Below are 21,178 nucleotides of genomic sequence, written 5' to 3'. Positions count from 1 at the left end.
ATGAGTGATAAGCAAAGCGATCTAGATAAAAACCAACCAAAGCGGTCAACCAAGAAGCTGACGGGGTACTTGGTATTGAGTGTTGTGGCGATGTTTGGTTTCGGTTTTGCTTTGGTGCCGCTTTACGATGTGATGTGCGAGGCTTTGGGTATTAATGGCAAAACCAATACGGTGTCAGTGGTTCAGCCTCGTGGGATGCAGCCGGATTATTCTCGTACCGTACGTGTGGAGTTTATGTCGCACATCAAACCTGGTATGCCCTGGCAGTTCGTCCCTGAAGAGCGTGTGTTAGAGGTTCACCCCGGAGAGGTGATCCAAACGAGCTATATAGCCAAAAATTTATCAGGAAACTCTCTAGTAGGACAAGCTGTGCCTTCAGTATCCCCGGGGATGGGGGCGACTTACTTCAATAAGGTGGAATGTTTCTGCTTTAACCAGCAGCCGTTAGAAGGGCACAAAAGCGCTGAAATGGGTTTGATATTTTATATAGAGCCAGATATTCCAGAATCGATTCATACACTGACGCTCTCTTATACGCTATTTAACATTACGAGTGAGGTGGTCAGGGAATCAAGCAGTGCCGAGCCTAATGCAATCGCGAGTAACTAGGAATCAGAATCAACATAAGGAGTTGAGCGATGAGTTCTAAAAAGGAAGTCTATTTCGTTCCACATCAAAGCCATTGGCCATTAGTCGGTGCCGTTGCTCTGTTTCTTGTTGCCGTTGGGGCTGGGTTAACCGTGCAAAACATGGACACTGATGGTGCTGGTGGTGTATTCGGTAAGGCTGTGCTGTTTGTTGGGTTTGCGATGTTGTTGTACATGCTGGCGGGTTGGTTTAGCAATGTGATAACGGAATCCTTGAGCGGCCTCTATTCTGAGCAAATATCCCGCTCTTTCAGACAAGGCATGAGTTGGTTCATCTTTTCTGAAATCATGTTCTTTGGTGCTTTTTTTGGCGCACTGTTCTACGCTCGTATGATTGCTGTCCCATGGATTGGCGGGGCGGGCAACAATGCAATGACTCACGAAGTGTTATGGCCAATGTTCCAATCGATGTGGCCGCTGACAACGACACCGGATGGTGTAACAACACAAGCGATGCCGTGGCAAGGTATCCCTCTTAAGAACACCATTATCCTATTACTCTCTTCCATCACGCTACATATGGCGCATCTAAGTCTCGAACAAAACAAGCGTATGGTGTTAATCGTTTGGTTAGAGATCACTATCGTTCTGGCTGGGTTCTTCCTATTTTTCCAAGTTGAAGAGTATATCCATGCTTACCAAGATATGGGTTTGACCCTGCAATCGGGAATCTATGGCAACACCTTCTTCTTATTGACGGGTTTCCATGGTTTACATGTCTGCTTAGGGACGATCTTTTTAATCGTACTGTTGGCTAGGGTTGCCAAAGATCATTTTACACCCAAAGACCATTTTGCATTCCAAGCTGGCAGCTGGTATTGGCACTTTGTTGATGTGGTTTGGTTAGGATTATTTGTGTTTGTTTACGTGCTTTAGTTAAGTGATAAGTCTCAAGAACTTAATAAGGACGAGGGTTAGGAGCTATTACTCCTGACTCTAAAGCAAGCAATAACAGTAGCACAACAATGGCTGACCACATGACTCGACGACCCAAAAAGTGACTTAGCTTTTTGCCATTGTGTTTGCTCGAAGCAATTTGGATGAGCCCTTTCATTAAATTGAATGCGATGAAAAACAGCAGTGCAACCAACACAACTTTGAATAACAGGATAAAGGTAGGTGACGCCATAGTGATAACTCCAAACCGTTTGAATCATGATGAGCGAAAGTTCCGCAGTAAAGGTTTTTGGTTTGCGGTTGCTTTAACTTTGGTTTCAGTCGGCATTTTAATCAAGTTGGGTTTATGGCAATTAGACAGAGGTAACGAGAAGCTGCGTTATGAGCAGCAGCTATCGCAGAGAGCAATGCAACCTTCTAAACCACTAGATGCAGTACTCAATGAATGGAGAGAGGCAAGCGTTGGAACTCAGCAGCCGTTGTCTCCTTCGACCTTAAATGGCTTGAAAGCTGACGTTGAGTTAGTGAAATCGAGTGGTTTAATTCTCTTGCTGGACAATCAAATCAATCAAGGAACGGTGGGGTATGTGATTTACATGCTGGGCGAGGTTCAAACTCAAGATGGAAGAAAACAGCTTTTGATCGATCTTGGATTCGTTGCAGCAAGTAGTGACAGAAGAGAGCTACCAGAAATAGGAAAAATAAAGCTACCAACCGAGATGTCTGGTCGCTTGTATACCCGTTCGGTAAATCCGTTAAGTCAGGAACTTGGTCTAGAAAACATAACGCCGAAAAGGATCCAAAACATCAACATAGAAGCGCTATCACAATACACAGGACAAGAGGTGTTGCCGTTCATTTTTCAACCTCAGAGCTTAGATTCGTTGCCTTATGAAATGTTATGGCGCCCGACGGCGATGAAGTCTGAGAAGCACTTTGGTTACTCATTTCAATGGTTTGTGATGGCTGCGGTATTGCTTTCGCTGATGTTGTTGATTGGTTTTAGATATTTGAAGAAACATAGGCACATAAATAAGAAGTAAATGCTTGCAACGACATAAACACGGTTAGCGATAGGCAGCGACTAATACAGGGAATTAAAATGGATAAGCTTCAAACACAAACTAAAAAGGAAAGTACCGATGCCAGTTTTGTTGCGTTTAAACAGCGCCGCTCACGTGGTCGACTTGTACTCATCGGATTGATTTTGGTCTTCGCCTTACCTGCCATTATCGCTAAAACTGTACTGGAGCAAAATTGGTACACATCTGGTGTAACAAATACGGGGGAGTTAGTTGAGCCAAGAGTGACTCTACAAGACTTTGGGCTGACGGCTCCGAATGAAGAAGAATGGTTGGTGGGTTATATTGCGCCAACGGACTGCGATAGCTTATGTGAACAACAACTTCACTACTTGAATCAAAGCTATTTAGCGCTGGGTAGGAATAAAGAACGAGTAACCGCTGTGGTGTTTGTCTCTGAGGGAAATACATTACCAGGAGCGTTTAACAAACCTGATTTGTCATTTTTGTCTGGTGGGGAGCAGTTGAGCACCAAATTCGCGCCAGCGTCGATTGTTATAATTGATCCCCTTGGTCAACTCGTTATGGAATACAAAAGTGTCTCAGAACCGTCGCAGTTAGTCGGGCAGTCCAAAGGCATGATTCATGATTTAAGAAAGCTTCTTAAACTGTCGCGTGTTGGGTAGCTGATAAGCAAATCGGTTTGACTGTTGTGACTGAACTCTGGCAGCGAAAGGGAATAAGTATAGGGAGATAAATGATGCAGAGCAAAGCCCCTGATTTACTCATGCGTGTGATGCGAGTGACTATCTTACTGACGCTGACAGTGATTGTGCTCGGTGCTTACACCCGATTATCGGATGCTGGGCTTGGTTGCCCTGATTGGCCTGGGTGTTATGGAAAGCTCACAGTACCGTCTGATTCACAAGCAGTGAACCAAGCCAATCTCCAATTCCCTGAACGTGTTCTTGAGGCTAACAAAGCTTGGATAGAGATGATACATCGCTACTGTGCAGGTTCCTTAGGGCTTCTTATCTTTGCTGTGGTCGCTTGGTGTATTAAGAAGAACATCACCTCTGCTGGGCTACCGTTACTTATTGCGGCAACGGTGATTTTTCAAGCTTTGTTAGGGATGTGGACGGTAACCCTCAAGCTGATGCCAGTTGTGGTGATGGCGCATTTGATGGGAGGTTTCACTCTTTTGTCTATGCTCTGCTTACTCTATTGTCGCCTCTCTAATTTCCAGACTAGTTTCGGTGAAAGGACACACTCGGCCACTATCAAGTTTGCTGCACTTTTTGGCTTGGTAATTGTAATTGGACAGATTTTACTAGGAGGTTGGACGTCTTCAAATTATGCCGCACTGGTATGTACTCAACTGCCTATCTGTGAAGGGAATTGGACGAGCTACCTAGATTTCAACAATGCGTTCGACTTTGCGCAGCATGGGCATGATAACTATGAGTTTGGTGTACTCGAGTATCCTGCAAGGCTCACCATACATGTCATGCATAGGTTTGGTGCTATTGTGGCAACGATAACGGTGCTAATGGTCGTGTACCAGTTGTGGAAGTTTGGTCAAACAGCGCACCAAAAACTGGGTGTCATCGTGGCATTGGTATTAGCCGTGCAAGTCAGTCTAGGGATCAGTAACGTGTGGTTCCATCTACCGATTTCAGTGGCCGTGCTGCATAACTTAGTTGCGGCGATGCTGCTTGTCAGTTTGGTTGTGACAAACTTTGTAGTGTGGCAACGAAAACCAAGTGAGAGCTTGGTAAAGAACAGTGTATTACAAGGAGGTAATCATGGTCAGTAGAACTTCAACACAGCATCAAATAGTGGTGCAAGATACCGCTTCAAGTAATGAAGTTGCTACTCAAAACAAAGCAGCTTGGAAGGTCTATTTAACACTGACCAAGCCGAAAGTGGTTGCTTTGATGTTGTTAACGGCATTAGTAGGCATGTGTTTAGCTGTGCCTAACGGATTGCCAGTACAGCAAGCATTATTTGGCATGATAGGGATAGGGTTGATGGCGGGTTCAGCCGCTGCATTTAATCATTTGATCGACAAGAAGATCGATGGGCAAATGTCTCGCACTAACCGTCGTCCTTTACCATCGGGTGAGCTCAGCAGCGTACGAGTATTCGCCTTTGCAGCCGGTATCGGCTTACTGGGCTTTGTGACTTTAGCCTTGTTAGTTAACCCGCTTACGGCTTGGTTAACTTTTGCGAGCCTATTAGGTTATGCGGTTATCTACACCATGTATTTAAAACGAGCAACGCCACAGAACATTGTGATTGCAGGGATCGCAGGGGCAATGCCACCTTTATTGGGCTGGACAGCTGTGACGAACGAGCTACATTCTAATGCCTGGCTGCTGGTGATGATCATCTTCATCTGGACACCGCCTCACTTTTGGGCACTTGCGATTCATCGTCGTGACGAGTATGCCAAGGTGGATATTCCGATGTTGCCTGTGACGCATGGGATAGCGTACACCAAGACTTCAATTCTGCTGTATACACTACTGCTAAGCATTGTATGTGTGCTGCCGGTATTAGTTGGAATGAGTAGTTGGATATACCTGAGCGCGTCTTTGGTGCTCAACGGTGGGTTTGTTTATCATGCCTGGGTATTGAAGTATCGCGATGAGCCTAACATGGCGATGAAGACATTCAAGTTCTCAATTTACCATCTCATGATTTTGTTTGTTGCTTTGCTGGCAGACCATTACCTACTTTAAGATCAGATTTGTAGATGAATACAGAACGAGAAAACGGATGCGCTTGGCATCCGTTTTTGTTTGGCTGATTGCTTAGTTTCACTCATGTGAAAGTAAGTACAGAGCGATCAATTAGTCGACTTTGTACCAAGCATCTTGCCAGTGTGAGCCTACACCAGGTTCGTATTGAGTTGCCGTTGGTGCCCACTGAATACAGTAACCAGAGTATGGGAACTCTTTACATTGATAAACGCTACCGTCGCTGCTCAGTACTTTTGTACCTTCAGTGTAAGATTTAATGCTTTCAGGGAATACGAAATCGTAATCGCCTGCTGGTGGCGGTGTTTGCTCGTCCATAAGGTGGAAATCAAGCGTGTTTTGGTCAACTAAGTTGCCTTGGTCATCCTTAGTTACAACCACAAGCATGTGGTGGCCAGCTTCAGATTTAGACAGAGTCAACTGAACATCTTCAACTTGTCCGTCTTTAAGTTCAGATTTCTGAGACGCCAGTGCTTCACGATGGTGGTTGTATACCGTGAGCTCTGCTTGAACGTCGCCCGTTGCCGCTAGAGTAAGATCAAGTTGAGTCGGTTGATTCTCGTTGATAATGTACTCTGACTCTAAACCTGTTATTTCAACTTCATGCTCTGGCTCTGGAGTATCAATCTTGTAGCCGATCTCTACGCTCTTAAAGCCTGAACCTGCTTTTAAGTAAACCGGGTTTGAGCCGTATACAGGAGCGAAATCACCCTGGTCGTTAAATTGACCCGCTTTGATTTGCGTCTGCTCTTGGTTGATCTTTGATGCCAATGCATAAGACCAGTTATTCGCTTTACCTTGCTCGTTATTTTCAATAACTAGTTCTGTGCTGTATGAAGCATTCTCACCAGATTGGTCAAAGACACGAGTGTAAACGGCATCACCGATGTTTAGGTCGCGAGTTGGGTTGATTTGACCGCCTTGGTCCCAATCAGGAATGATCGGGCCATCGCCATCGAATTTCACATCAATAACGTTGTAGAAAGCCATTGCAGTATCACCCACATCCCAAACAGCTAGAATCACTTGGTAGCCTTCACGCTCAGGGACATTACACAAGTGGCTTACTTGCATTGGTGGCTGTTCCATATTGCCTTCGACTACACAGAATGGCGTTAGATCAAAAGAACTACGAGCCAAAGGCTGGTTTGGATTCCAGTTTGGTTTTGTAATGTAATATTTCCAATCGTGAGTCACGTGGTTTGCTGTGAATGTCCACTCAAAGTATTGAGATCCAGATTGTATTGGGCGTTTAACCCAACGGTCAGCCGTTTGCTCGTCTAGCGCAGCGGCTAAAGAAGATTGCGCACTAGCGATTTTTCCATCCGCAGGGCCAATTTCTGGGAAGCCTTCAGGGCCCTCGACACTTTGCGGTTCGTATTGGATACCACCACAGTTGGTGTTCTTCTCTTGTGTATCGCTCGCAGGAAACTTACACAGCGCTACACGGCTTTCAGCGACGCCATTATTGTATGCCGAAACATAACCGTGGCCGAAGCTTGCACCGCTAACGCTTAGTAGCGACAGAGCGATGAGTGATTTTTTTGGGAGTTGTTTCATTATTTGTCCTTACTGTATTTGGCCGACAAAAAAGAGAACACTCCGGCACGCATTTGCACTTAAATCCCATTAAGTGGCAGCTCCGCTATCATAGACAGAGTAATTGTCGACAGACCGGTGGCTTTGCGTCCTATTCTTTCAAATAGTTTGCCAGAAGTGCGTTTAAGCAAGCGAAATGTAGTCAACGCGTTTTATAAATGCGAATGAATAGATTTAAATGTGGAATGCTAATCTCGAACTTTTAATTCTTGTCACAAATTAACTTGCTAAATGAATTCTTTATTTACCCATAAGCTATTGAAATATATTAAGAAAGTATTTGCTCTAATTGTTTTTGTGAATGGTTTTGTCTTTTGATTTTTGTTTGGGATAACAATTGAGCGCATATCAAAACCAAACCTTTGGCTTCCACTAACCGAACCCTGACACGCTATGTATGAAAAACTGGACAATTAATTGGTATGAATTATATAAAGGAGTCAGTATGGAATTCACTGAACAAGATAGAGAAGCGTTGTACCAAACGTGGATGTCACAAAAATCACGCATGCGAATCACGCAGATGGAGTTTTCAAAGAAGCTTGGAATGAGTCAGCTTGATTTCTCAAATGTGTTGCGAGGGGAGTCACCGCTAACTATGTCATTTGTGAGTCATTTTTGTCGTCTACTTCATTTGGAACCGAGAAACGTATTCCCGTCACTTAAAGAAGGAAATGACTCTGGTCCCAAGGTGGTCTATTTGAAAAGCAGAATGAGCGTTGATGGAGAGATCCAAAATGCCTATATCGAAGGAAATCAAGTGATCGTAGAGTATGCTCACACTGTTCAACACAGCTAATGTTAGAGTTTGCTCTGAGTTATAGCCCCTTTTTTTTCAAATTTCTCATGTATGGTATGTAATACTTGGGTTTTTCTCCTAATCTAAGCGCGCTATGAACCCTCTAACACGACTGTGCTTGTCGCAACCAGCATCTTCTTGATTGGTTGTGCAGGCGGCCCAACCAAGACTTCTACCAAATTCACCACTTGTGAAGGTTTTCAGCCTGGCCCTGAAGGGGAAGTTGACCTCGTTTGGGCAAGATTAGGGCTTCGTGACGCCAATCGCATGAAGAACAAGTTGAATTATTATGATTCTGTCGTCATTGACCAAATTTTTGTGCTCGCCGAAGAAGGTTCGTTAGATCAAGATGAGATTCAGGAGCTTACCGACCATATGTTGAGTCGTTTAGAGGAGAAAATATCGCCTCACAAAATGATCGTTGGCGAGTGATGCTCAAGATGGTGCATCCTTATTCGCAGTGATCGTTAAGCCGTCAATAAGGACTTTTCGACTATGTTTGATTCGCTTGACGACGCCAAATATGTAATCAACTATTGGGTTGAGCGTTTAGGTGATACTCTACAGAACATGGATGACGCATAGAAAGACAGAACAATGTTAGAGAAAGAGAACCTGATTAAGTTGGCTCGAATGCAGATGCCATTTGGAAAGTATGCGGGTCGTAAGTTGATAGATTTACCCGAAGAATATTTGTTGTGGTTTGCCAATAAAAAACAATTCCCTTCGGGGGAGTTGGGGGATTTGATGCAGCTAAGTCTCGCCCTCAAGATTGAAGGCTTAGATTCTATAGTAAAACCACTTAAGTATGATAAGAAGCCCTAAGATCTATAACTACGTTCGTGTTAGCTCCACCAAAATAACTGAAAGGTGAGGGTTTGAAACCCATTACCAAAGAAGCGTTCTAGAAGAAATGCCTCATAAGTATGGACTTCTCATTCATGACGAAACTTTATGGATTAAGGGTTGAGCGGTTATCACGGCAGGCATAATGACGGGCATTTAAGGCGTTTGCTCTCACTTCTAGATTCAGGGGAAATACCCTCGGCCTCAATTCTTGCCTTTTTTCTCTCGATCGATTGAGCCGATAAACCTTTAATACCCCAATGGAACAGCTCCTAAGCAGCGGTTTGAAAAATATGGTTAAGTGAATACAATCGCTAATGAGGTGAACTATGACGAGTTAGAAGAAACGTATTATCTTGCTCTCGTCTAAAATACGATCTCATATTAAAGGTATAAATATCAGACCTGATGATAGGCTTTTATGTCAATGATGCTTTTTAATAGTATTTAGAAAAAATGCCCTGTGCTTTAATAATCAAGAAACAGAGCATTGATATTGAATGTGAGTATGGTTAGTTGCTAATGAGTTGTCGTGTTGTTACTAAGCAAAAATTTGATAATTGCTCAGTAAGAAACGCTTGTTTCCCGGTAATCTTTTTGCTCTTAAGCACGTAGGTATGCTCGTTTAATTTCCCTTCGAAGTCCCATTTGCTAAAGGCTTCATGTCGAGCGTCAGCACATGAGGTTTGCAAAATGTAGCTTTCAGTGACGGAGGTATCACATCCACCTTCGATATTTTTGACACCATGAAAGGTCACATGACTTTGACGGTCCCGATAAATGGTGACAGCCAGCGCATTGAAAAGATGAATATTATCAGACTTACTAGCGTAGGGTAGCATTCTATGAGGATTTTTTTTCAAGGCGGTTGTTGCCAACTCCTGAAGCTCAGAAGAGCAGGGGATAGCCTGGCTCTCAAAAAAACTGTCCATTGATGTTTTTGCTTGAGCGATATTAAACAAGCATGATAAAGATAGCAGCGAACCTACCACACCGGCAAATAACTTCATATTTATCCTCCGAATCAATACTCAGTCATAGGCATAACCGTAACTTGCACGTCAAAACTTCTACCAGTGTCGTCAACTAAAGTCGTTTGGATTTCTTGGCCAGGCTTTAAAGTCTCTGTTACACCCATAAACATTAGGTGGTACTCGTTTGGCCTTAGCTCAACAGAACCTTTTGCAGGTATCTCTAGTGCATCAACTTTACGCATTGCCATCTTACTATCACGCATAAACATACGATGGATCTCAGTGTGTTTTGCTATAGATGATTTCACCTCTACAAGACGAATAGGCTTATTGGCATCGTTGGTTATCGTCATATAACCTGCGCTGACTTTTACCCCTGGTATTGTTGCTTTAGCACGGGCATTTTCAATCGTAAGTACGTCATTAATAGTTTGTACTTCATGATATGTTTGAGAATCAGCCATTGCAGTATCATGAGTAATATGGTCGTGTGTACTATGGTCATGAGCAGAAGCTTGGAATGTAGCCAGTGCCAATGCGGCTGATAATACGGTCTTTTTCATAATTGTCCCTATAGTTTTAGTTATTAGCAAGGGCTCTGCTTCGAGCTCGATCAATACCTGCAGCTAGCTCCACAGGTGTTGTTGTGTGGCTCATTGCATCAACCAACTTCCCTTCTGGGTTAATAATATAGAAAAGAGATGCGTGGTCTACGGTGTAGCTAAGTTCAGAAGACTCCATGTCAACTAAATCAAAATAAACACCATACTGTTGTGTCAAGGCATCTATTTCCTTTTTAGTTCCTGTTAGCCCTTCAATGCGTTTATCAAAGTACTTTGCAAATTTATCAAGAGAATCAAGGTCATCACGACCAGGATCGACGCTGATAAAGATACCTTGTACGTTTGCATATTCTTCAGGTGGCAACATAGAAAAAGCAGCCGACATCACGCCCATTGAAGAGGGACAGACTTCAGCACAGTTTAGGAATCCAAAATAGAGAACGACAGTTTGCCCTTTAAATTGGTTAAGACTGACGGTGCCATCAAGGCTATTCAATTGAAACTCCCCGCCAAGATCTTTGAGCGTTTTTTGTTTTTCTCCGATCGGAACTGTGCTGTTGTTTATGTAAAGTGCGAATATACCAGCGATGGCAAGTGCTCCAAGAAGGAGCACAATTTTTACAGGGTTTTTCGTCATTAAATTTGCCCGAGAAGATTAAAAACTATGGTGTTGTGAGCTTGAATATTTTCTGATAGTTCTCCCTCTGAAAAGTCGAGAGAAATAAGCAAACAAAACACCATGATGTTAGCGATTGAACACAGCAACATCTGCTTGCCCCATTGCGCATCTGGCACTTTTTGGTAGCCTACTTTGGCAATATATAGCCAGTGAAGACTGACTAAACCAACTCCCAACGCATACCAGCTTCCCGCATAACCGAGATAGTTAAGTGCTAGGGCTGCAACAGCAAACGCAATAATGTAAGCAATGATGTGTAAACGAGCACGTGCTATTCCTACCTCTACAGGTAGAACTGGAATGGATGCAGCTTTGTAGTCATCAAATCGGTAAATGGCAATGGCATAGGAATGCGGAAGCTGCCAGATACAGAAAGTAATGAATAATATTGCAGCGCCTGCATCAAAGTGGCCTGTTACTGCGCAATAACCGATAACCGGAGGACAGGCCCCTGAAAGTCCACCTATCAATGTGCCGTAAACGGATTTACGCTTGTAATAAAGGCTATATAAACCGACATAGACAACGAATCCGAGAACACCAAATTGCAACGCAACCGTAGTTGTAAATTGGCTTAACATATAAAAGCCAGACAAACCTAATACCGTAGCCCAAATAAGCGCGTGAGACACAGGTATCACATTTTTAACGAGCTCTCTTTCACAAGTGCGTTTCATCAAGCGATCGATATCTTTATCGATCACATTGTTGAAAACACAGCCAGACGCAACGATAAGGCTAGTACCCATACAAACAGCAAGCAGTAATAGCCAATCGATATTGCCTTGAGAAGCGAGAAGTACACCACCGATGGCGGCAATTAAGTTGCCGCCGATAATACCGGGTTTGGTAATTTTTAAATAAGGCCTATACATCCTGAAACCCTATTAATAGCCCATCAGCATATTGTGATTTAAGTGTTCCATAATCCACAATGAACCGATGAGGATTATTGCAACAATCACCACGACAAAAACGGCAGAAGAGGTATTCCACATCTGCTTTGATGAAGTGTTCATATGTAAAAAGAAAACAAGTTGAACAAAGATTTGTGCTACTGCAAAAACCATGATTACACCAATGATCAGCGGCTTAGAGCCGATCCCGGCCATCACCATAGCAAAAGGCACGACAGTAAGAATTATGGATAGGATTAAACCATTCACATACTCTTTTACGCTACCGTGAGCCTGTCCACCTTGACCGTGTTCAGATGAATTAGCCATTATAATACTCCCATCAAATAAACAACGCTGAATACACAGATCCAGATAACATCTAGGAAATGCCAAAATAAGCTCAGACAAGCTAGACGAGTTTTATTGTCTTCAGAAAAACCATCGCGCTTAAAGTGCACGAATAGAACAATCATCCAAATTAGACCAGCAAATACATGAAGACCGTGCGTTGCAACAAGTGCATAGAAAGATGACCAGTATGCACTACTGTGGAAAGTGGCACCTTCATTACTGAAATGCCAGAACTCATAAAGCTCCATTACTAAGAAAGACAGGCCGAGTGCAAAGGTAATGCTTAGCCATTTAAGCATGCCTTTCATGTCTTCTTTATTCGCCTTTAGCATCGCCATGCCAAAAGTGAAACTACTAAGAAGCAGTAGGGCAGTTTCACCAGCAACAAAGGTTAAGTTGAACAGTTCCGTTGGCTCAATTTGCCCAGCAAAGCTGCTTGAGAAAACAGCAAACACCGCGAAAAGCGTGCCAAATAATAAACAGTCACTAAGGATATAAATCCAGAAACCAAAGATCGTATCGCCTGCGTAATCGTGATGGTCATGATCATCGTGATCATGACCTCCATGTGACTGAGCAGCGACGTTTGGTTCAAATGTATGTTTAACTTCTGTAGTCATAATTGCTTTCAGTCCCTATGCCGTAGCGGGTTTTAAGTCAGAAGAATCACTTTCGTCCTGATCTTCGTCTTTGTTCTCTTTGCTAGTCAGTTTTTGTTTGTCATTAACATTTGCTAGATGTGCTCGCTCAATTGCTTCAACTTCAGCAACTTCAACGTAGTAGTCTTTGTTGCGCTCAAAGCTGTATGCAATCCATGACGCCAAAATACCAACACCGCTAGCGATTACCATCCACCAGATGTGCCATACAAATGCAAAACCGAGTGTTAATGCAAATGCGCTAATCACGACACCTGCCCAAGTATTCTTCGGCATATGAATACGTTTGTAACGTTCAGGCGCTATGTACGCTAAACCGTTCTCTTTTGCATAGTGGTGCTCATCACGATCGTGAATCTTAGGAAGCGTCGCAAAATTGTAGAACGCTGGTGGGGAAGAAGTTGCCCACTCAAGCGTACGCCCATCCCAAGGGTCACCAGTAAGATCAAGGTTATTCTTACGATCACGAATACTTACGTAAACTTGGTAGAACTGAGTCGCAATACCAGATGCGATGATGAATACACCAACTGCTGAGATCCAAAGTAACGGCGCCCACTCAGGGTTATCAGCAACGTTCAAGCGTCGGGTCATACCACTGAAACCTAAAACGTAAATTGGCATGAAGGTTACGAAGAAACCTACAGTCCAAAGAACACAAGAAAGTTTGCCTAGTTTCTCGTTTAGCTTGAACCCCGTTGCTTTCGGGAACCAGTAAGTGAAACCTGCAAAGTAACCAAATAGCGCTCCACCGATAATCACGTTATGGAAGTGAGCGATAACGAATAAGCTGTTGTGAAGTACGAAGTTTGCTGCTGGAACGGCAAGCATAACACCCGTCATACCACCAATTGTGAAGGTAATTAGGAATGCAATTGTCCACCACATGCTTGCTGTAAACTCGACGCGACCCTTGTACATAGTAAATAGCCAGTTGAATATCTTAACCCCGGTCGGAATTGAAATAATCATCGTAGCAATACCGAAGAAAGCGTTAACACTTGCCCCAGCTCCCATAGTGAAGAAGTGGTGTAGCCATACCACGAATGAGAGAATCATGATAACAGCTGTTGCCCACACAAGTGAGGTGTAGCCGAATAGACGTTTACGTGAGAATGTCGCTGTGATTTCTGAGAAGATACCAAAAGCAGGTAGAATAAGGATGTATACTTCAGGGTGACCCCATGCCCAGATAAGGTTAACGTACATCATTACGTTACCGCCCATATCTGTTGTAAAGAAATGAGTGCCAATGTAACGGTCAAGTGTTAGTAGCGTTAACGTTACTGTCAGAATTGGGAAAGCTAAAACAATCAGTGCGTTTGCACATAGCGATGTCCATGTAAATACAGGCATTTGCATCAGTTTCATACCTGGTGCACGCATACGTATAATGGTCACAACAAAGTTAACACCAGTCAGTAGGGTACCGATACCAGAGATCTGTAGCGCCCAAAGCCAGTAGTCGACACCTACCCAAGGGCTGTACTCCATACCAGATAATGGCGGGTAGGCAAGCCAGCCTGTTGCAGCAAATTCACCGATAAACAGTGACATGTTGATCAGAATTGCACCAACAACGAATAGCCAGAAGCTCAAAGAGTTTAAGAATGGGAAGGCTACGTCACGAGCACCAATTTGAAGTGGAACGATGATGTTCATAAGGCCAACCACGAATGGCATAGCAACAAAGAAAATCATGATTACACCATGGGCACTAAAGATTTGGTCGTAGTGCTCAGGGGGTAGATAACCCGTTCCATTGATGGTTGCTGCTGCTTGTTGAGTACGCATCATAAAAGCGTCAGCAAAACCACGGAAAAGCATCACTGCCGCGACAATGATGTACATAATACCGATTTTTTTGTGGTCGACGGAGGTAAACCATTGCTCCCACAAATATTTCCACTTTCCGTAGTAAGTGATTGCAGCTACGAGTGCTAGTCCACCAAGAAGGGCGCCTAGCATAACGGGTAATATGACTGGGTCTGTAAATGGAATTACATCCCAATTTAGTTTGCCGAAGATAGGATCCGGATCGGCGTACACATCGCCTTTATAAGCCATTTTGGACTCCCGCGTGTTTTTCAATAATATCTTTGAATCGAAGAGGATCGACAGAAGCAAAATAAGTCACAGGGTGAGCTGTTTTAATTTGCTCTTTAGCATTTGCTGTTAACACCTCGTAGCTGCTGTCGTTTAATACTTTGTCGGATGCTTTTACTTTTTGAACCCATTGGTCAAAGTCGGCATTGTCTACTGCGTGTGTTTTGAACTTCATGTTGGTAAAACCAAAGCCGCTATAGTTCGCAGAAATACCACGGTAAACGCCTTTTTCTTCTGCCATAAGGTGAAGTCTATTTTCCATACCAGCCATTGCATATACTTGACTACCAAGTTGTGGAATGAAGAATGAATTCATCGTAGTGTCAGATGTAACTAAGAATCTAACTGGGCGGTTAACAGGTAGTGCAATCTCATTAACTGTTGCGATTTGCTGTTCAGGGTAAATAAACAGCCACTTCCAATTCATTGCAACAACTTGGATAGTTAACGGCTTTTCTTCTGATGCAATCTCTTTACGCGGGTCGAGAGAGTATGAGGTTTGATAAGTGATCCAACCAAGCGCAAGAATGATTAAGCAAGGTACAGCCCACACAACCGCTTCGATTTTTGTGGAGTGCTCCCAGTTTGGTTTGTATTCAGCGTCTTTATTGCTGTGGCGGTATTTGTAAGGGAAATACACGGACATCAGCAAAACAGGGACTATTATTATCGCCATCAAAAGTACTGATGTAATGATTAGCGAAGACTGGGCTTGACCAATCGAACCTTTTGAATCGAATAGAACCATGTTGCTGCTAGTAAATAGAAACGTTAAGAGTGCTATTGATAGTATTGCAAGGATTGTTATCTCAACTTTCCTGCTACGTGTTGTCTTCATTTTTCCTCCCTAATTTTGTACTGCTACTAATTAACCCAGTGACAAAATCAGAAGACTGCTTTAAAAAAATGTCAAATATTTAGAGTTTGTAACTATTTAACGTTATAGAAATTTATTAGATTCCCAAGTGCATTTACGGGATGTTTAGAGTTGCAACCCCTCGCGACGTTGACCAGAGTCATTTTCACCCTGATGTCCAACGTAATGCGCTGTAACTTGTAAATTCACGCCTGCGCTACTAGCGGCGACCAAATAATGCTTCTCTTCCCTGTCAACCTTATTTAGCCAGCAAAACGGTTAGGACGTGGTGCGGTGATTGATTTGAGTGAACATCATTGTTTTATGGTGGTTTTGAGCAATGCCTTCTGTCTTGGTCTTAATCCAACTGAATTTAGTCGTCGATCCGGAACAACCTTATTCATTCAATTACGCATACCTAGATTAGGAGTTTTTCAATGTTATTTCGTCACCAGCACTCATTCTCGTGGATTCAATGTCCGCGACTTGGACTGTAATTTCATTTTGATGTGAAACGCGCCCGACTACCTTCCTCATGTTGTGTGTTTATATTTGCAATTTGCAGGTAAAATAAAGCCGTGTAAAGCGTCAGTTGTATTTCGTTACAAAATAACGATACTCGTTACAGATACTAATGTTTTGAACGTCACATTGATTAATTTTACTCGTTATTACGTGTTCTTGCTGGCTTTCATCTTATTGGTCACTATGTAGTGGGTAACTAAAATTGATCATGGCTTTAGGATCTTTCCAATTCCATCTTTCAGACTCGTTGAGTGTTATGTCACCATCATTTTGACGCGGCCTGAATTGGCTTTAGTCGCCTGTGATATCTCGTGTTATGTGATCTGTTGCTTATTCAAAACTCCGATATCACGAAATTGCTATCCACTTTGTCTCGTAGCTTCCGAAGAATCGCTCCATTGGACTACTCTTCCAAGCAATTATCTCGCCGGCATTAGCTACGTTTGATTTGACTAGAAAGGGTTCCCAAACGATGAGCCAGGTGACTTGCTCAAACTGTGTCTAGCGCCAAAAGCAGAAGGACTCGGAGTTGTCTGCAAGTAATTGAAAATAATGCAATTAATTATAAAAATCACGTTGACGGCGTGGGCTTGTTTGTTTCTGTTGATAGAACAGTTTTGTTGAGAAGTGATGGGTGAAAAAATATTCAACGTTATCCTATTGAAATTGAGCAATCGATAGCGTGTAAATAAAATTATACAGGGTGTTTTGAATATAAAACATAAAAAAAATTGCGTTCTTTTTAAATTAGTGATTGAAACTAGCGTTTTTACTAGTTAAGTTACAGGGAACAAGAAGATATGTGCTGATGTAAAGTTACGTGAGATAACGTACATTCAGCTCTAGGATAGATATAGGAAGAAGTAAGCAATGTTCCAGACTGATGATGTAAGAATTAACAAAGTAAAAGAGTTATTACCCCCTGTTGCTGTTTTAGAAAAGTTTCCAGCGACCGAAGTTGCTTCTTCTACAACCTTTGAAAGCCGTAAAGCAATTCACAACATTCTAGAAGACAACGATGATCGCCTGCTGGTTATTGTTGGGCCATGTTCTATTCATGATCCACAAGCGGCTCTTGAATACGGTAAGCGTCTGAAAGTACTGCGTGACGAACTAGGCGATAAGCTTGAAATCGTAATGCGTGTTTACTTTGAAAAACCACGCACTACCGTTGGGTGGAAAGGTCTGATCAATGACCCGTACATGGATGACACGTTCAAGTTAAACGATGGCCTGCGTCTTGGACGTAAGCTGCTGCTTGATCTGACAGACATGGGTATGCCGACGGCAAGTGAATTCCTAGATATGATCACGCCTCAATATGTAGCAGACTTAATCAGCTGGGGTGCAATTGGCGCACGCACTACAGAATCTCAAGTTCACCGTGAGCTCGCTTCTGGTCTTTCATGCCCTGTTGGCTTTAAGAATGGTACTGATGGAAACATCAAGATCGCAACAGACGCAATCCGTTCTGCAAGCGCTTCTCACCACTTCTTGTCTGTAACTAAGTACGGCCATTCAGCTATCGTTGAAACGGCTGGCAACCCTGATTGTCATATCATCCTACGTGGTGGTAAAGAGCCAAACTACAGCGCAGAGCATGTTGATAAGATTAAGCAAGAGCTTGAAGCTTCAGGCCTACCACAGAAAGTAATGATCGACTTCAGTCATGCAAACAGCTCTAAGCAATTTAAGCGCCAGCTGAACGTATCGGATGACGTGAGCGCACAGATCTCTGGTGGTGATAAAGCTATCTTTGGTGTGATGATCGAATCTCATTTAGTTGAAGGTCGCCAAGATTTGGTTGACGGCAAAGCTCCGACATACGGCCAGTCAATTACTGATGCTTGTATTGGTTGGGAAGATACTGAAACAGTACTTCGTCAACTAGCAGATGCAGTTGAAGCTCGCCGTAATAAGTAAATTAGTGACTTTAATTAGTTAATAGAATGACTTAGACAATTGAAGCCCTTACTCGCTTTCGTGAGTAAGGGTTTTTTTGAGATCAATATGAAATTGTTAGTATCTCTAAACGAGCAAAGGTAATAGCTCGTCGACTTTACGTGACAATAGAGCTTTGTCTCGTTTGGCTTCTACGTTAAGCCGGATTAGGGGCTCGGTATTTGACTTCCTTAAGTTAAAGCGCCAAGTACCCATATTTATGCTAATACCATCGGAATGATCTATGTTTATAGCACTCTTTTGGTAGCATGAAAGTACACGAGCGATAACTTGTTCCGGGTCTGCTACCTTGCGATTGATCTCTCCAGATGAGGGGAACCTTTCTACGCTAAAGCTGATAAGTTGATGAAGAGATTGTCGAGTCTTACTGATCAACTCTATGACGAGTAGCCAAGGAATCATCCCTGAGTCGCAGTACCCAAAGTCACGAAAGTAGTGATGTGAGCTCATTTCTCCACCGTACACAGCGTTCAGCTCTCGCATTTTCTCTTTGATCAAAGCATGCCCAGCTTTTATGCCAACAGCGTTTCCACCGAGCTTTTCTGCAATCTCGATTGTATTCCATGTCATGCGCATGTCGTGTAATACAGTTGCATTGGAATCCTTCAGCAAGAAGGCTTCGGTTAGCAGACCGACGATGTAGTAACCCTCAATGTAATTACCTTTTTCATCAAAGAAGAAACAACGATCAAAATCACCATCCCAGGCGATACCGAGGTCTGCGGAGTGCTCTAAAACGGCGTCGCGGGTAGCAGCTTGGTTTTCTTTGAGTAAAGGGTTAGGGATGCCATTTGGGTACATCCCATCCGGAGTGTGATGTACTTTGATGAAGGTGATTGGAGCATTCAGTTCATTGAATTTGGTCTCTAAGGCATCAATAACATGCCCAGCAACGCCGTTTCCCGCGTTAACCACAATCTTCATCGATGATAGTTTTGATGGCCTTATGTAAGAGAGTAGGTGATCCACATAAGGAGCGAGAATGCTGGTTGTTTTACTGAGATTACTAGCTTGTTCATGGATGAGCGGTTGTTCGCTGATCCTCTCACGCTCTAGACCTTCAATGCGCTGTTTAATCACATCTAACCCATTGTTTTTGCTGATTGGGTTAGCACCTAGACCGACTAACTTCATACCGTTGTAATTTATTGGATTGTGGCTTGCCGTAACCTGGACTCCGCCAATGGCTTGTAGGTGGCGAGTTGCAAAGTAGACTTCTTCTGTGCCTGTCATACCGAGAGCTACCACGTTGATCCCTGATTCAATCAAACCCTTGGTCATCGCTTTCTGCAATGGCAGTGAGGTTTCACGGTTATCACGGCCAATGACTACTTGTGCCAGCTCATCGAATGACGTTTTAGATGCCTTTGCAAGGACATATTCGCCAAATGCACGACCAAGCAGGTAGGCAAGGCGCTCATCGATTTGCTCACCTATGATGCCGCGGATATCGTTATTTTTGAAGCAGCTGAGGTCTAAAGTCTGTTTCATTTTATCACCGCTACTTTAGTTCGATTTGTTGATTTGAGGAGAGCTGGGTTGTTCGCTTCGCCCGTAACTATCTTGATATCGAATAATGTCGTCTTCACTCAAGTGGCTACCGGTTTGTACTTCGATCATTTCGAGTGGAGTGTCCCCCGGGTTTTCTAGACTGTGTACATGTCCAAGCGGAATATAAGTGGATTGGTCTTCTTTAACGAGATAGGTTTTGTCATCATTGGTCACCTTCGCAATACCTGCTACTACAACCCAGTGTTCTGCTCTATGGTGATGCATCTGTAGCGATAACTTGTGACCGGGTTTTACAGTAATACGTTTAACCTTGTCGCGTTTGCCTAGGTCAATTACATCGTATTTACCCCAAGGTCTAAATACTTCACGGTGATGAACATGCTCTGTGCGATCGGCGTGATTCAGTTGGCTGACAATCGATTTCACGCCTTGAACTTTGTCTTTGTTCGCGACGAGAATAGCGTCTTTTGTCTCGACAATAATAAGATTCTCGACACCTACAGTTGCAACCAGTTTGTTTTCAGCGCGGATATAGTTGTACTGAGAATCAACAGTTAAAACATCGCCTTCAATCACATTGTTGTGTTCATCTTTATCACTGACATCCCAGATTGCAGACCATGAACCAATATCATTCCAACCAACATCCATCGGAATCACCGCAGCATCCGACGTTTTTTCCATCACGGCATAGTCGATAGAGTCGCTCGGGCTGCTTTGGAATGCTTCGGCGTCAATACGGATAAAATCGAGATCGGTATTTTTCTTTTCGAGCGAGCGTTTACAGGCCTCAAGGATCTGTGGGTGATGTTTTGCCAGTTCTTCTAAGTAGCGTGATGCTTTAAACATAAACATGCCACTGTTCCAGAGGTATTGCCCTGAATTAACGTATTGTTCTGCGGTCGCTAGGTCGGGTTTTTCAACGAAACATTCAATGGCAAAAGCATGATGGGAGAGTGGTTCTCCTTGTTTTATATAACCATAGCCAGTTTCTGGTGTGTTTGGAGTAATACCAAAAGTAACCAGTTTACCTTGTTTTGCGTATTCAACGCCTCTCGCCAACGTTTGTTGAAATTTAGCTGTTTTCGCGATGTGGTGATCAGCGGCCAGTACCAATAATATTGGTTCTGACTCATTTTGTTGGTTATCGCTTGTGTGACTTAAAGTCTCTAACGCAGCGAGTGCGATGGCGGGAGCTGTGTTTCTGCCGACAGGTTCTAATAAAATACCACTGTGTACTATGTTAGCCGCTCGAGCTTGTTCTGCAGCAATGAAGCGGTGCTCTTCATTACAGATAATGAACGGAGCAGTGCATTCTGTGTTAGTTAAGTTCGTTTCAAGACCTTGAAGACGTACAAGGGTTTGCTGAAGCATCGATTGTTCGCCAGCAATATTGAGGAACTGCTTAGGATAAAGCTCGCGAGACAGGGGCCAAAGGCGGCTACCAGAGCCGCCAGCTAGAATGACAGGTAAAATCATAGCGTGGTACAGGGTGCATTAAAATTCTGGCGCCATGTTAC

21 protein-coding genes, 1 pseudogene and 1 riboswitch are annotated in these 21,178 nt (G+C 43.3%); of the genes and pseudogenes, 10 read left to right on the top strand and 12 right to left on the bottom strand.

Annotation, left to right across the window (positions count from 1 at the left end):
• On the top strand, nucleotides 1–609 hold the full coding sequence (locus A3712_RS13115; protein WP_063523818.1) for a cytochrome c oxidase assembly protein: 609 nt from the start codon (nucleotides 1–3) through the stop codon (nucleotides 607–609).
• A 29-nt stretch (nucleotides 610–638) separates the two neighbouring features.
• Nucleotides 639–1,523 (top strand): cytochrome c oxidase subunit 3, encoded by an 885-nt coding sequence (locus tag A3712_RS13110; RefSeq protein ID WP_063523817.1) that lies wholly within the window; start codon nucleotides 639–641, stop codon nucleotides 1,521–1,523.
• 22 nt (nucleotides 1,524–1,545) lie between these two features.
• Here A3712_RS13110 and A3712_RS13105 read toward each other — a convergent pair whose 3' ends face one another.
• Nucleotides 1,546–1,776, bottom strand: a complete 231-nt coding sequence (locus tag A3712_RS13105; RefSeq protein WP_063523816.1) for a DUF2909 domain-containing protein — start codon at nucleotides 1,774–1,776, stop codon at nucleotides 1,546–1,548.
• Between A3712_RS13105 and A3712_RS13100 the strand changes: the two genes are divergently transcribed.
• From A3712_RS13100 to cyoE (A3712_RS13085), 4 genes are all read left to right on the top strand, one after another.
• A complete protein-coding gene (locus A3712_RS13100; protein ID WP_231891806.1) occupies nucleotides 1,688–2,587 on the top strand; it encodes an SURF1 family protein in 900 nt (299 codons plus the stop codon). The genes A3712_RS13105 and A3712_RS13100 overlap by 89 nt on opposite strands.
• Before the next feature lie 59 nt (nucleotides 2,588–2,646).
• Complete coding sequence (locus tag A3712_RS13095) at nucleotides 2,647–3,252, top strand: hypothetical protein (RefSeq protein ID WP_063523814.1); 606 nt, start codon at nucleotides 2,647–2,649, stop codon at nucleotides 3,250–3,252.
• Nucleotides 3,253–3,326: 74 nt separating this feature from the next.
• Nucleotides 3,327–4,382 (top strand): COX15/CtaA family protein, encoded by a 1,056-nt coding sequence (locus A3712_RS13090; protein ID WP_063523813.1) that lies wholly within the window; start codon nucleotides 3,327–3,329, stop codon nucleotides 4,380–4,382.
• Nucleotides 4,372–5,310, top strand: coding sequence for a heme o synthase (gene cyoE / locus A3712_RS13085; RefSeq protein WP_063523812.1), 939 nt, complete (start codon nucleotides 4,372–4,374; stop codon nucleotides 5,308–5,310). The genes A3712_RS13090 and cyoE (A3712_RS13085) overlap by 11 nt, the downstream gene beginning before the upstream one ends.
• Before the next feature lie 111 nt (nucleotides 5,311–5,421).
• On the opposite strand, the gene gbpA is transcribed toward cyoE (A3712_RS13085), so the two are convergent.
• Nucleotides 5,422–6,888: an N-acetylglucosamine-binding protein GbpA gene (gene gbpA / locus A3712_RS13080; RefSeq protein WP_063523811.1), complete on the bottom strand. Its 1,467-nt coding sequence runs from the start codon at nucleotides 6,886–6,888 to the stop codon at nucleotides 5,422–5,424.
• 72 nt (nucleotides 6,889–6,960) lie between these two features.
• Nucleotides 6,961–7,050: riboswitch (cyclic di-GMP riboswitch) on the bottom strand.
• A 322-nt stretch (nucleotides 7,051–7,372) separates the two neighbouring features.
• Between gbpA and A3712_RS13075 the strand changes: the two genes are divergently transcribed.
• From A3712_RS13075 to A3712_RS13065, 3 genes and pseudogenes are all read left to right on the top strand, one after another.
• Complete coding sequence (locus A3712_RS13075) at nucleotides 7,373–7,726, top strand: transcriptional regulator (protein WP_063523810.1); 354 nt, start codon at nucleotides 7,373–7,375, stop codon at nucleotides 7,724–7,726.
• A gap of 114 nt (nucleotides 7,727–7,840) precedes the next feature.
• Nucleotides 7,841–8,311, top strand: a pseudogene (locus A3712_RS13070) (hypothetical protein).
• 12 nt (nucleotides 8,312–8,323) lie between these two features.
• A complete protein-coding gene (locus A3712_RS13065) occupies nucleotides 8,324–8,551 on the top strand; it encodes a DUF3820 family protein (protein WP_063523808.1) in 228 nt (75 codons plus the stop codon).
• Between the two features lie 533 nt (nucleotides 8,552–9,084).
• On the opposite strand, the gene A3712_RS13060 is transcribed toward A3712_RS13065, so the two are convergent.
• From A3712_RS13060 to cyoA, 8 genes are read right to left on the bottom strand one after another with little or no spacing between them, the layout of a single operon-like run.
• Nucleotides 9,085–9,582: a hypothetical protein gene (locus A3712_RS13060; RefSeq protein ID WP_063523807.1), complete on the bottom strand. Its 498-nt coding sequence runs from the start codon at nucleotides 9,580–9,582 to the stop codon at nucleotides 9,085–9,087.
• Between the two features lie 14 nt (nucleotides 9,583–9,596).
• Nucleotides 9,597–10,109, bottom strand: a complete 513-nt coding sequence (locus tag A3712_RS13055; RefSeq protein ID WP_063523806.1) for a copper chaperone PCu(A)C — start codon at nucleotides 10,107–10,109, stop codon at nucleotides 9,597–9,599.
• 16 nt (nucleotides 10,110–10,125) lie between these two features.
• Nucleotides 10,126–10,746 (bottom strand): SCO family protein, encoded by a 621-nt coding sequence (locus tag A3712_RS13050; RefSeq protein WP_063523805.1) that lies wholly within the window; start codon nucleotides 10,744–10,746, stop codon nucleotides 10,126–10,128.
• Nucleotides 10,746–11,663, bottom strand: coding sequence for a heme o synthase (gene cyoE, locus A3712_RS13045; protein ID WP_063523804.1), 918 nt, complete (start codon nucleotides 11,661–11,663; stop codon nucleotides 10,746–10,748). The genes A3712_RS13050 and cyoE (A3712_RS13045) overlap by 1 nt, the downstream gene beginning before the upstream one ends.
• A gap of 12 nt (nucleotides 11,664–11,675) precedes the next feature.
• Entirely contained in the window at nucleotides 11,676–12,014 is a 339-nt protein-coding gene (gene cyoD / locus A3712_RS13040; RefSeq protein WP_005532427.1) for a cytochrome o ubiquinol oxidase subunit IV, read from the bottom strand.
• Complete coding sequence (gene cyoC, locus A3712_RS13035; RefSeq protein ID WP_063523803.1) at nucleotides 12,014–12,658, bottom strand: cytochrome o ubiquinol oxidase subunit III; 645 nt, start codon at nucleotides 12,656–12,658, stop codon at nucleotides 12,014–12,016. Before cyoC ends, cyoD begins: the two co-directional genes overlap by 1 nt.
• Nucleotides 12,659–12,673: 15 nt before the next feature.
• Complete coding sequence (gene cyoB / locus A3712_RS13030) at nucleotides 12,674–14,725, bottom strand: cytochrome o ubiquinol oxidase subunit I (RefSeq protein WP_231891810.1); 2,052 nt, start codon at nucleotides 14,723–14,725, stop codon at nucleotides 12,674–12,676.
• Nucleotides 14,726–14,753: 28 nt separating this feature from the next.
• Nucleotides 14,754–15,641 carry a ubiquinol oxidase subunit II gene (gene cyoA / locus A3712_RS13025; protein WP_063523801.1) on the bottom strand — a complete coding sequence of 296 codons (888 nt, stop codon included), beginning with the start codon at nucleotides 15,639–15,641 and terminating at the stop codon, nucleotides 14,754–14,756.
• Nucleotides 15,642–17,054: 1,413 nt separating this feature from the next.
• Between cyoA and aroG the strand changes: the two genes are divergently transcribed.
• Nucleotides 17,055–18,107, top strand: coding sequence for a 3-deoxy-7-phosphoheptulonate synthase AroG (gene aroG, locus A3712_RS13020; protein ID WP_063523800.1), 1,053 nt, complete (start codon nucleotides 17,055–17,057; stop codon nucleotides 18,105–18,107).
• A 105-nt stretch (nucleotides 18,108–18,212) separates the two neighbouring features.
• Here the strand turns inward: aroG and A3712_RS13015 are convergent, their stop codons facing one another.
• Nucleotides 18,213–19,637, bottom strand: coding sequence for a phosphomannomutase/phosphoglucomutase (locus A3712_RS13015; protein WP_063523799.1), 1,425 nt, complete (start codon nucleotides 19,635–19,637; stop codon nucleotides 18,213–18,215).
• Between the two features lie 15 nt (nucleotides 19,638–19,652).
• Nucleotides 19,653–21,137 (bottom strand): mannose-1-phosphate guanylyltransferase/mannose-6-phosphate isomerase, encoded by a 1,485-nt coding sequence (locus A3712_RS13010; RefSeq protein WP_063523798.1) that lies wholly within the window; start codon nucleotides 21,135–21,137, stop codon nucleotides 19,653–19,655.
• Nucleotides 21,138–21,178: the final 41 nt, after the last annotated feature.

The organism is Vibrio sp. HI00D65 (assembly GCF_001635455.1).
In the GTDB taxonomy this organism is placed as follows: Bacteria; Pseudomonadota; Gammaproteobacteria; order Enterobacterales; family Vibrionaceae; genus Vibrio.
This window is presented reverse-complemented; position numbering and strand designations above follow the sequence as displayed.

Excerpts from the sequence above, each read along its gene's own strand:
- A3712_RS13115 (WP_063523818.1), top strand. The coding sequence starts at position 1 with ATGAGTGATAAGCAAAGCGATCTAGATAAAAACCAACCAAAGCGGTCA.
- A3712_RS13110 (WP_063523817.1), top strand. The coding sequence starts at position 639 with ATGAGTTCTAAAAAGGAAGTCTATTTCGTTCCACATCAAAGCCATTGG.
- A3712_RS13100 (WP_231891806.1), top strand. The coding sequence starts at position 1,688 with ATGAGCCCTTTCATTAAATTGAATGCGATGAAAAACAGCAGTGCAACC.
- A3712_RS13105 (WP_063523816.1), bottom strand. The coding sequence starts at position 1,776 with ATGGCGTCACCTACCTTTATCCTGTTATTCAAAGTTGTGTTGGTTGCA.
- A3712_RS13095 (WP_063523814.1), top strand. The coding sequence starts at position 2,647 with ATGGATAAGCTTCAAACACAAACTAAAAAGGAAAGTACCGATGCCAGT.
- A3712_RS13090 (WP_063523813.1), top strand. The coding sequence starts at position 3,327 with ATGCAGAGCAAAGCCCCTGATTTACTCATGCGTGTGATGCGAGTGACT.
- cyoE (WP_063523812.1), top strand. The coding sequence starts at position 4,372 with ATGGTCAGTAGAACTTCAACACAGCATCAAATAGTGGTGCAAGATACC.
- gbpA (WP_063523811.1), bottom strand. The coding sequence starts at position 6,888 with ATGAAACAACTCCCAAAAAAATCACTCATCGCTCTGTCGCTACTAAGC.
- A3712_RS13075 (WP_063523810.1), top strand. The coding sequence starts at position 7,373 with ATGGAATTCACTGAACAAGATAGAGAAGCGTTGTACCAAACGTGGATG.
- A3712_RS13065 (WP_063523808.1), top strand. The coding sequence starts at position 8,324 with ATGTTAGAGAAAGAGAACCTGATTAAGTTGGCTCGAATGCAGATGCCA.
- A3712_RS13060 (WP_063523807.1), bottom strand. The coding sequence starts at position 9,582 with ATGAAGTTATTTGCCGGTGTGGTAGGTTCGCTGCTATCTTTATCATGC.
- A3712_RS13055 (WP_063523806.1), bottom strand. The coding sequence starts at position 10,109 with ATGAAAAAGACCGTATTATCAGCCGCATTGGCACTGGCTACATTCCAA.
- A3712_RS13050 (WP_063523805.1), bottom strand. The coding sequence starts at position 10,746 with ATGACGAAAAACCCTGTAAAAATTGTGCTCCTTCTTGGAGCACTTGCC.
- cyoE (WP_063523804.1), bottom strand. The coding sequence starts at position 11,663 with ATGTATAGGCCTTATTTAAAAATTACCAAACCCGGTATTATCGGCGGC.
- cyoD (WP_005532427.1), bottom strand. The coding sequence starts at position 12,014 with ATGGCTAATTCATCTGAACACGGTCAAGGTGGACAGGCTCACGGTAGC.
- cyoC (WP_063523803.1), bottom strand. The coding sequence starts at position 12,658 with ATGACTACAGAAGTTAAACATACATTTGAACCAAACGTCGCTGCTCAG.
- cyoA (WP_063523801.1), bottom strand. The coding sequence starts at position 15,641 with ATGAAGACAACACGTAGCAGGAAAGTTGAGATAACAATCCTTGCAATA.
- aroG (WP_063523800.1), top strand. The coding sequence starts at position 17,055 with ATGTTCCAGACTGATGATGTAAGAATTAACAAAGTAAAAGAGTTATTA.
- A3712_RS13015 (WP_063523799.1), bottom strand. The coding sequence starts at position 19,637 with ATGAAACAGACTTTAGACCTCAGCTGCTTCAAAAATAACGATATCCGC.
- A3712_RS13010 (WP_063523798.1), bottom strand. The coding sequence starts at position 21,137 with ATGATTTTACCTGTCATTCTAGCTGGCGGCTCTGGTAGCCGCCTTTGG.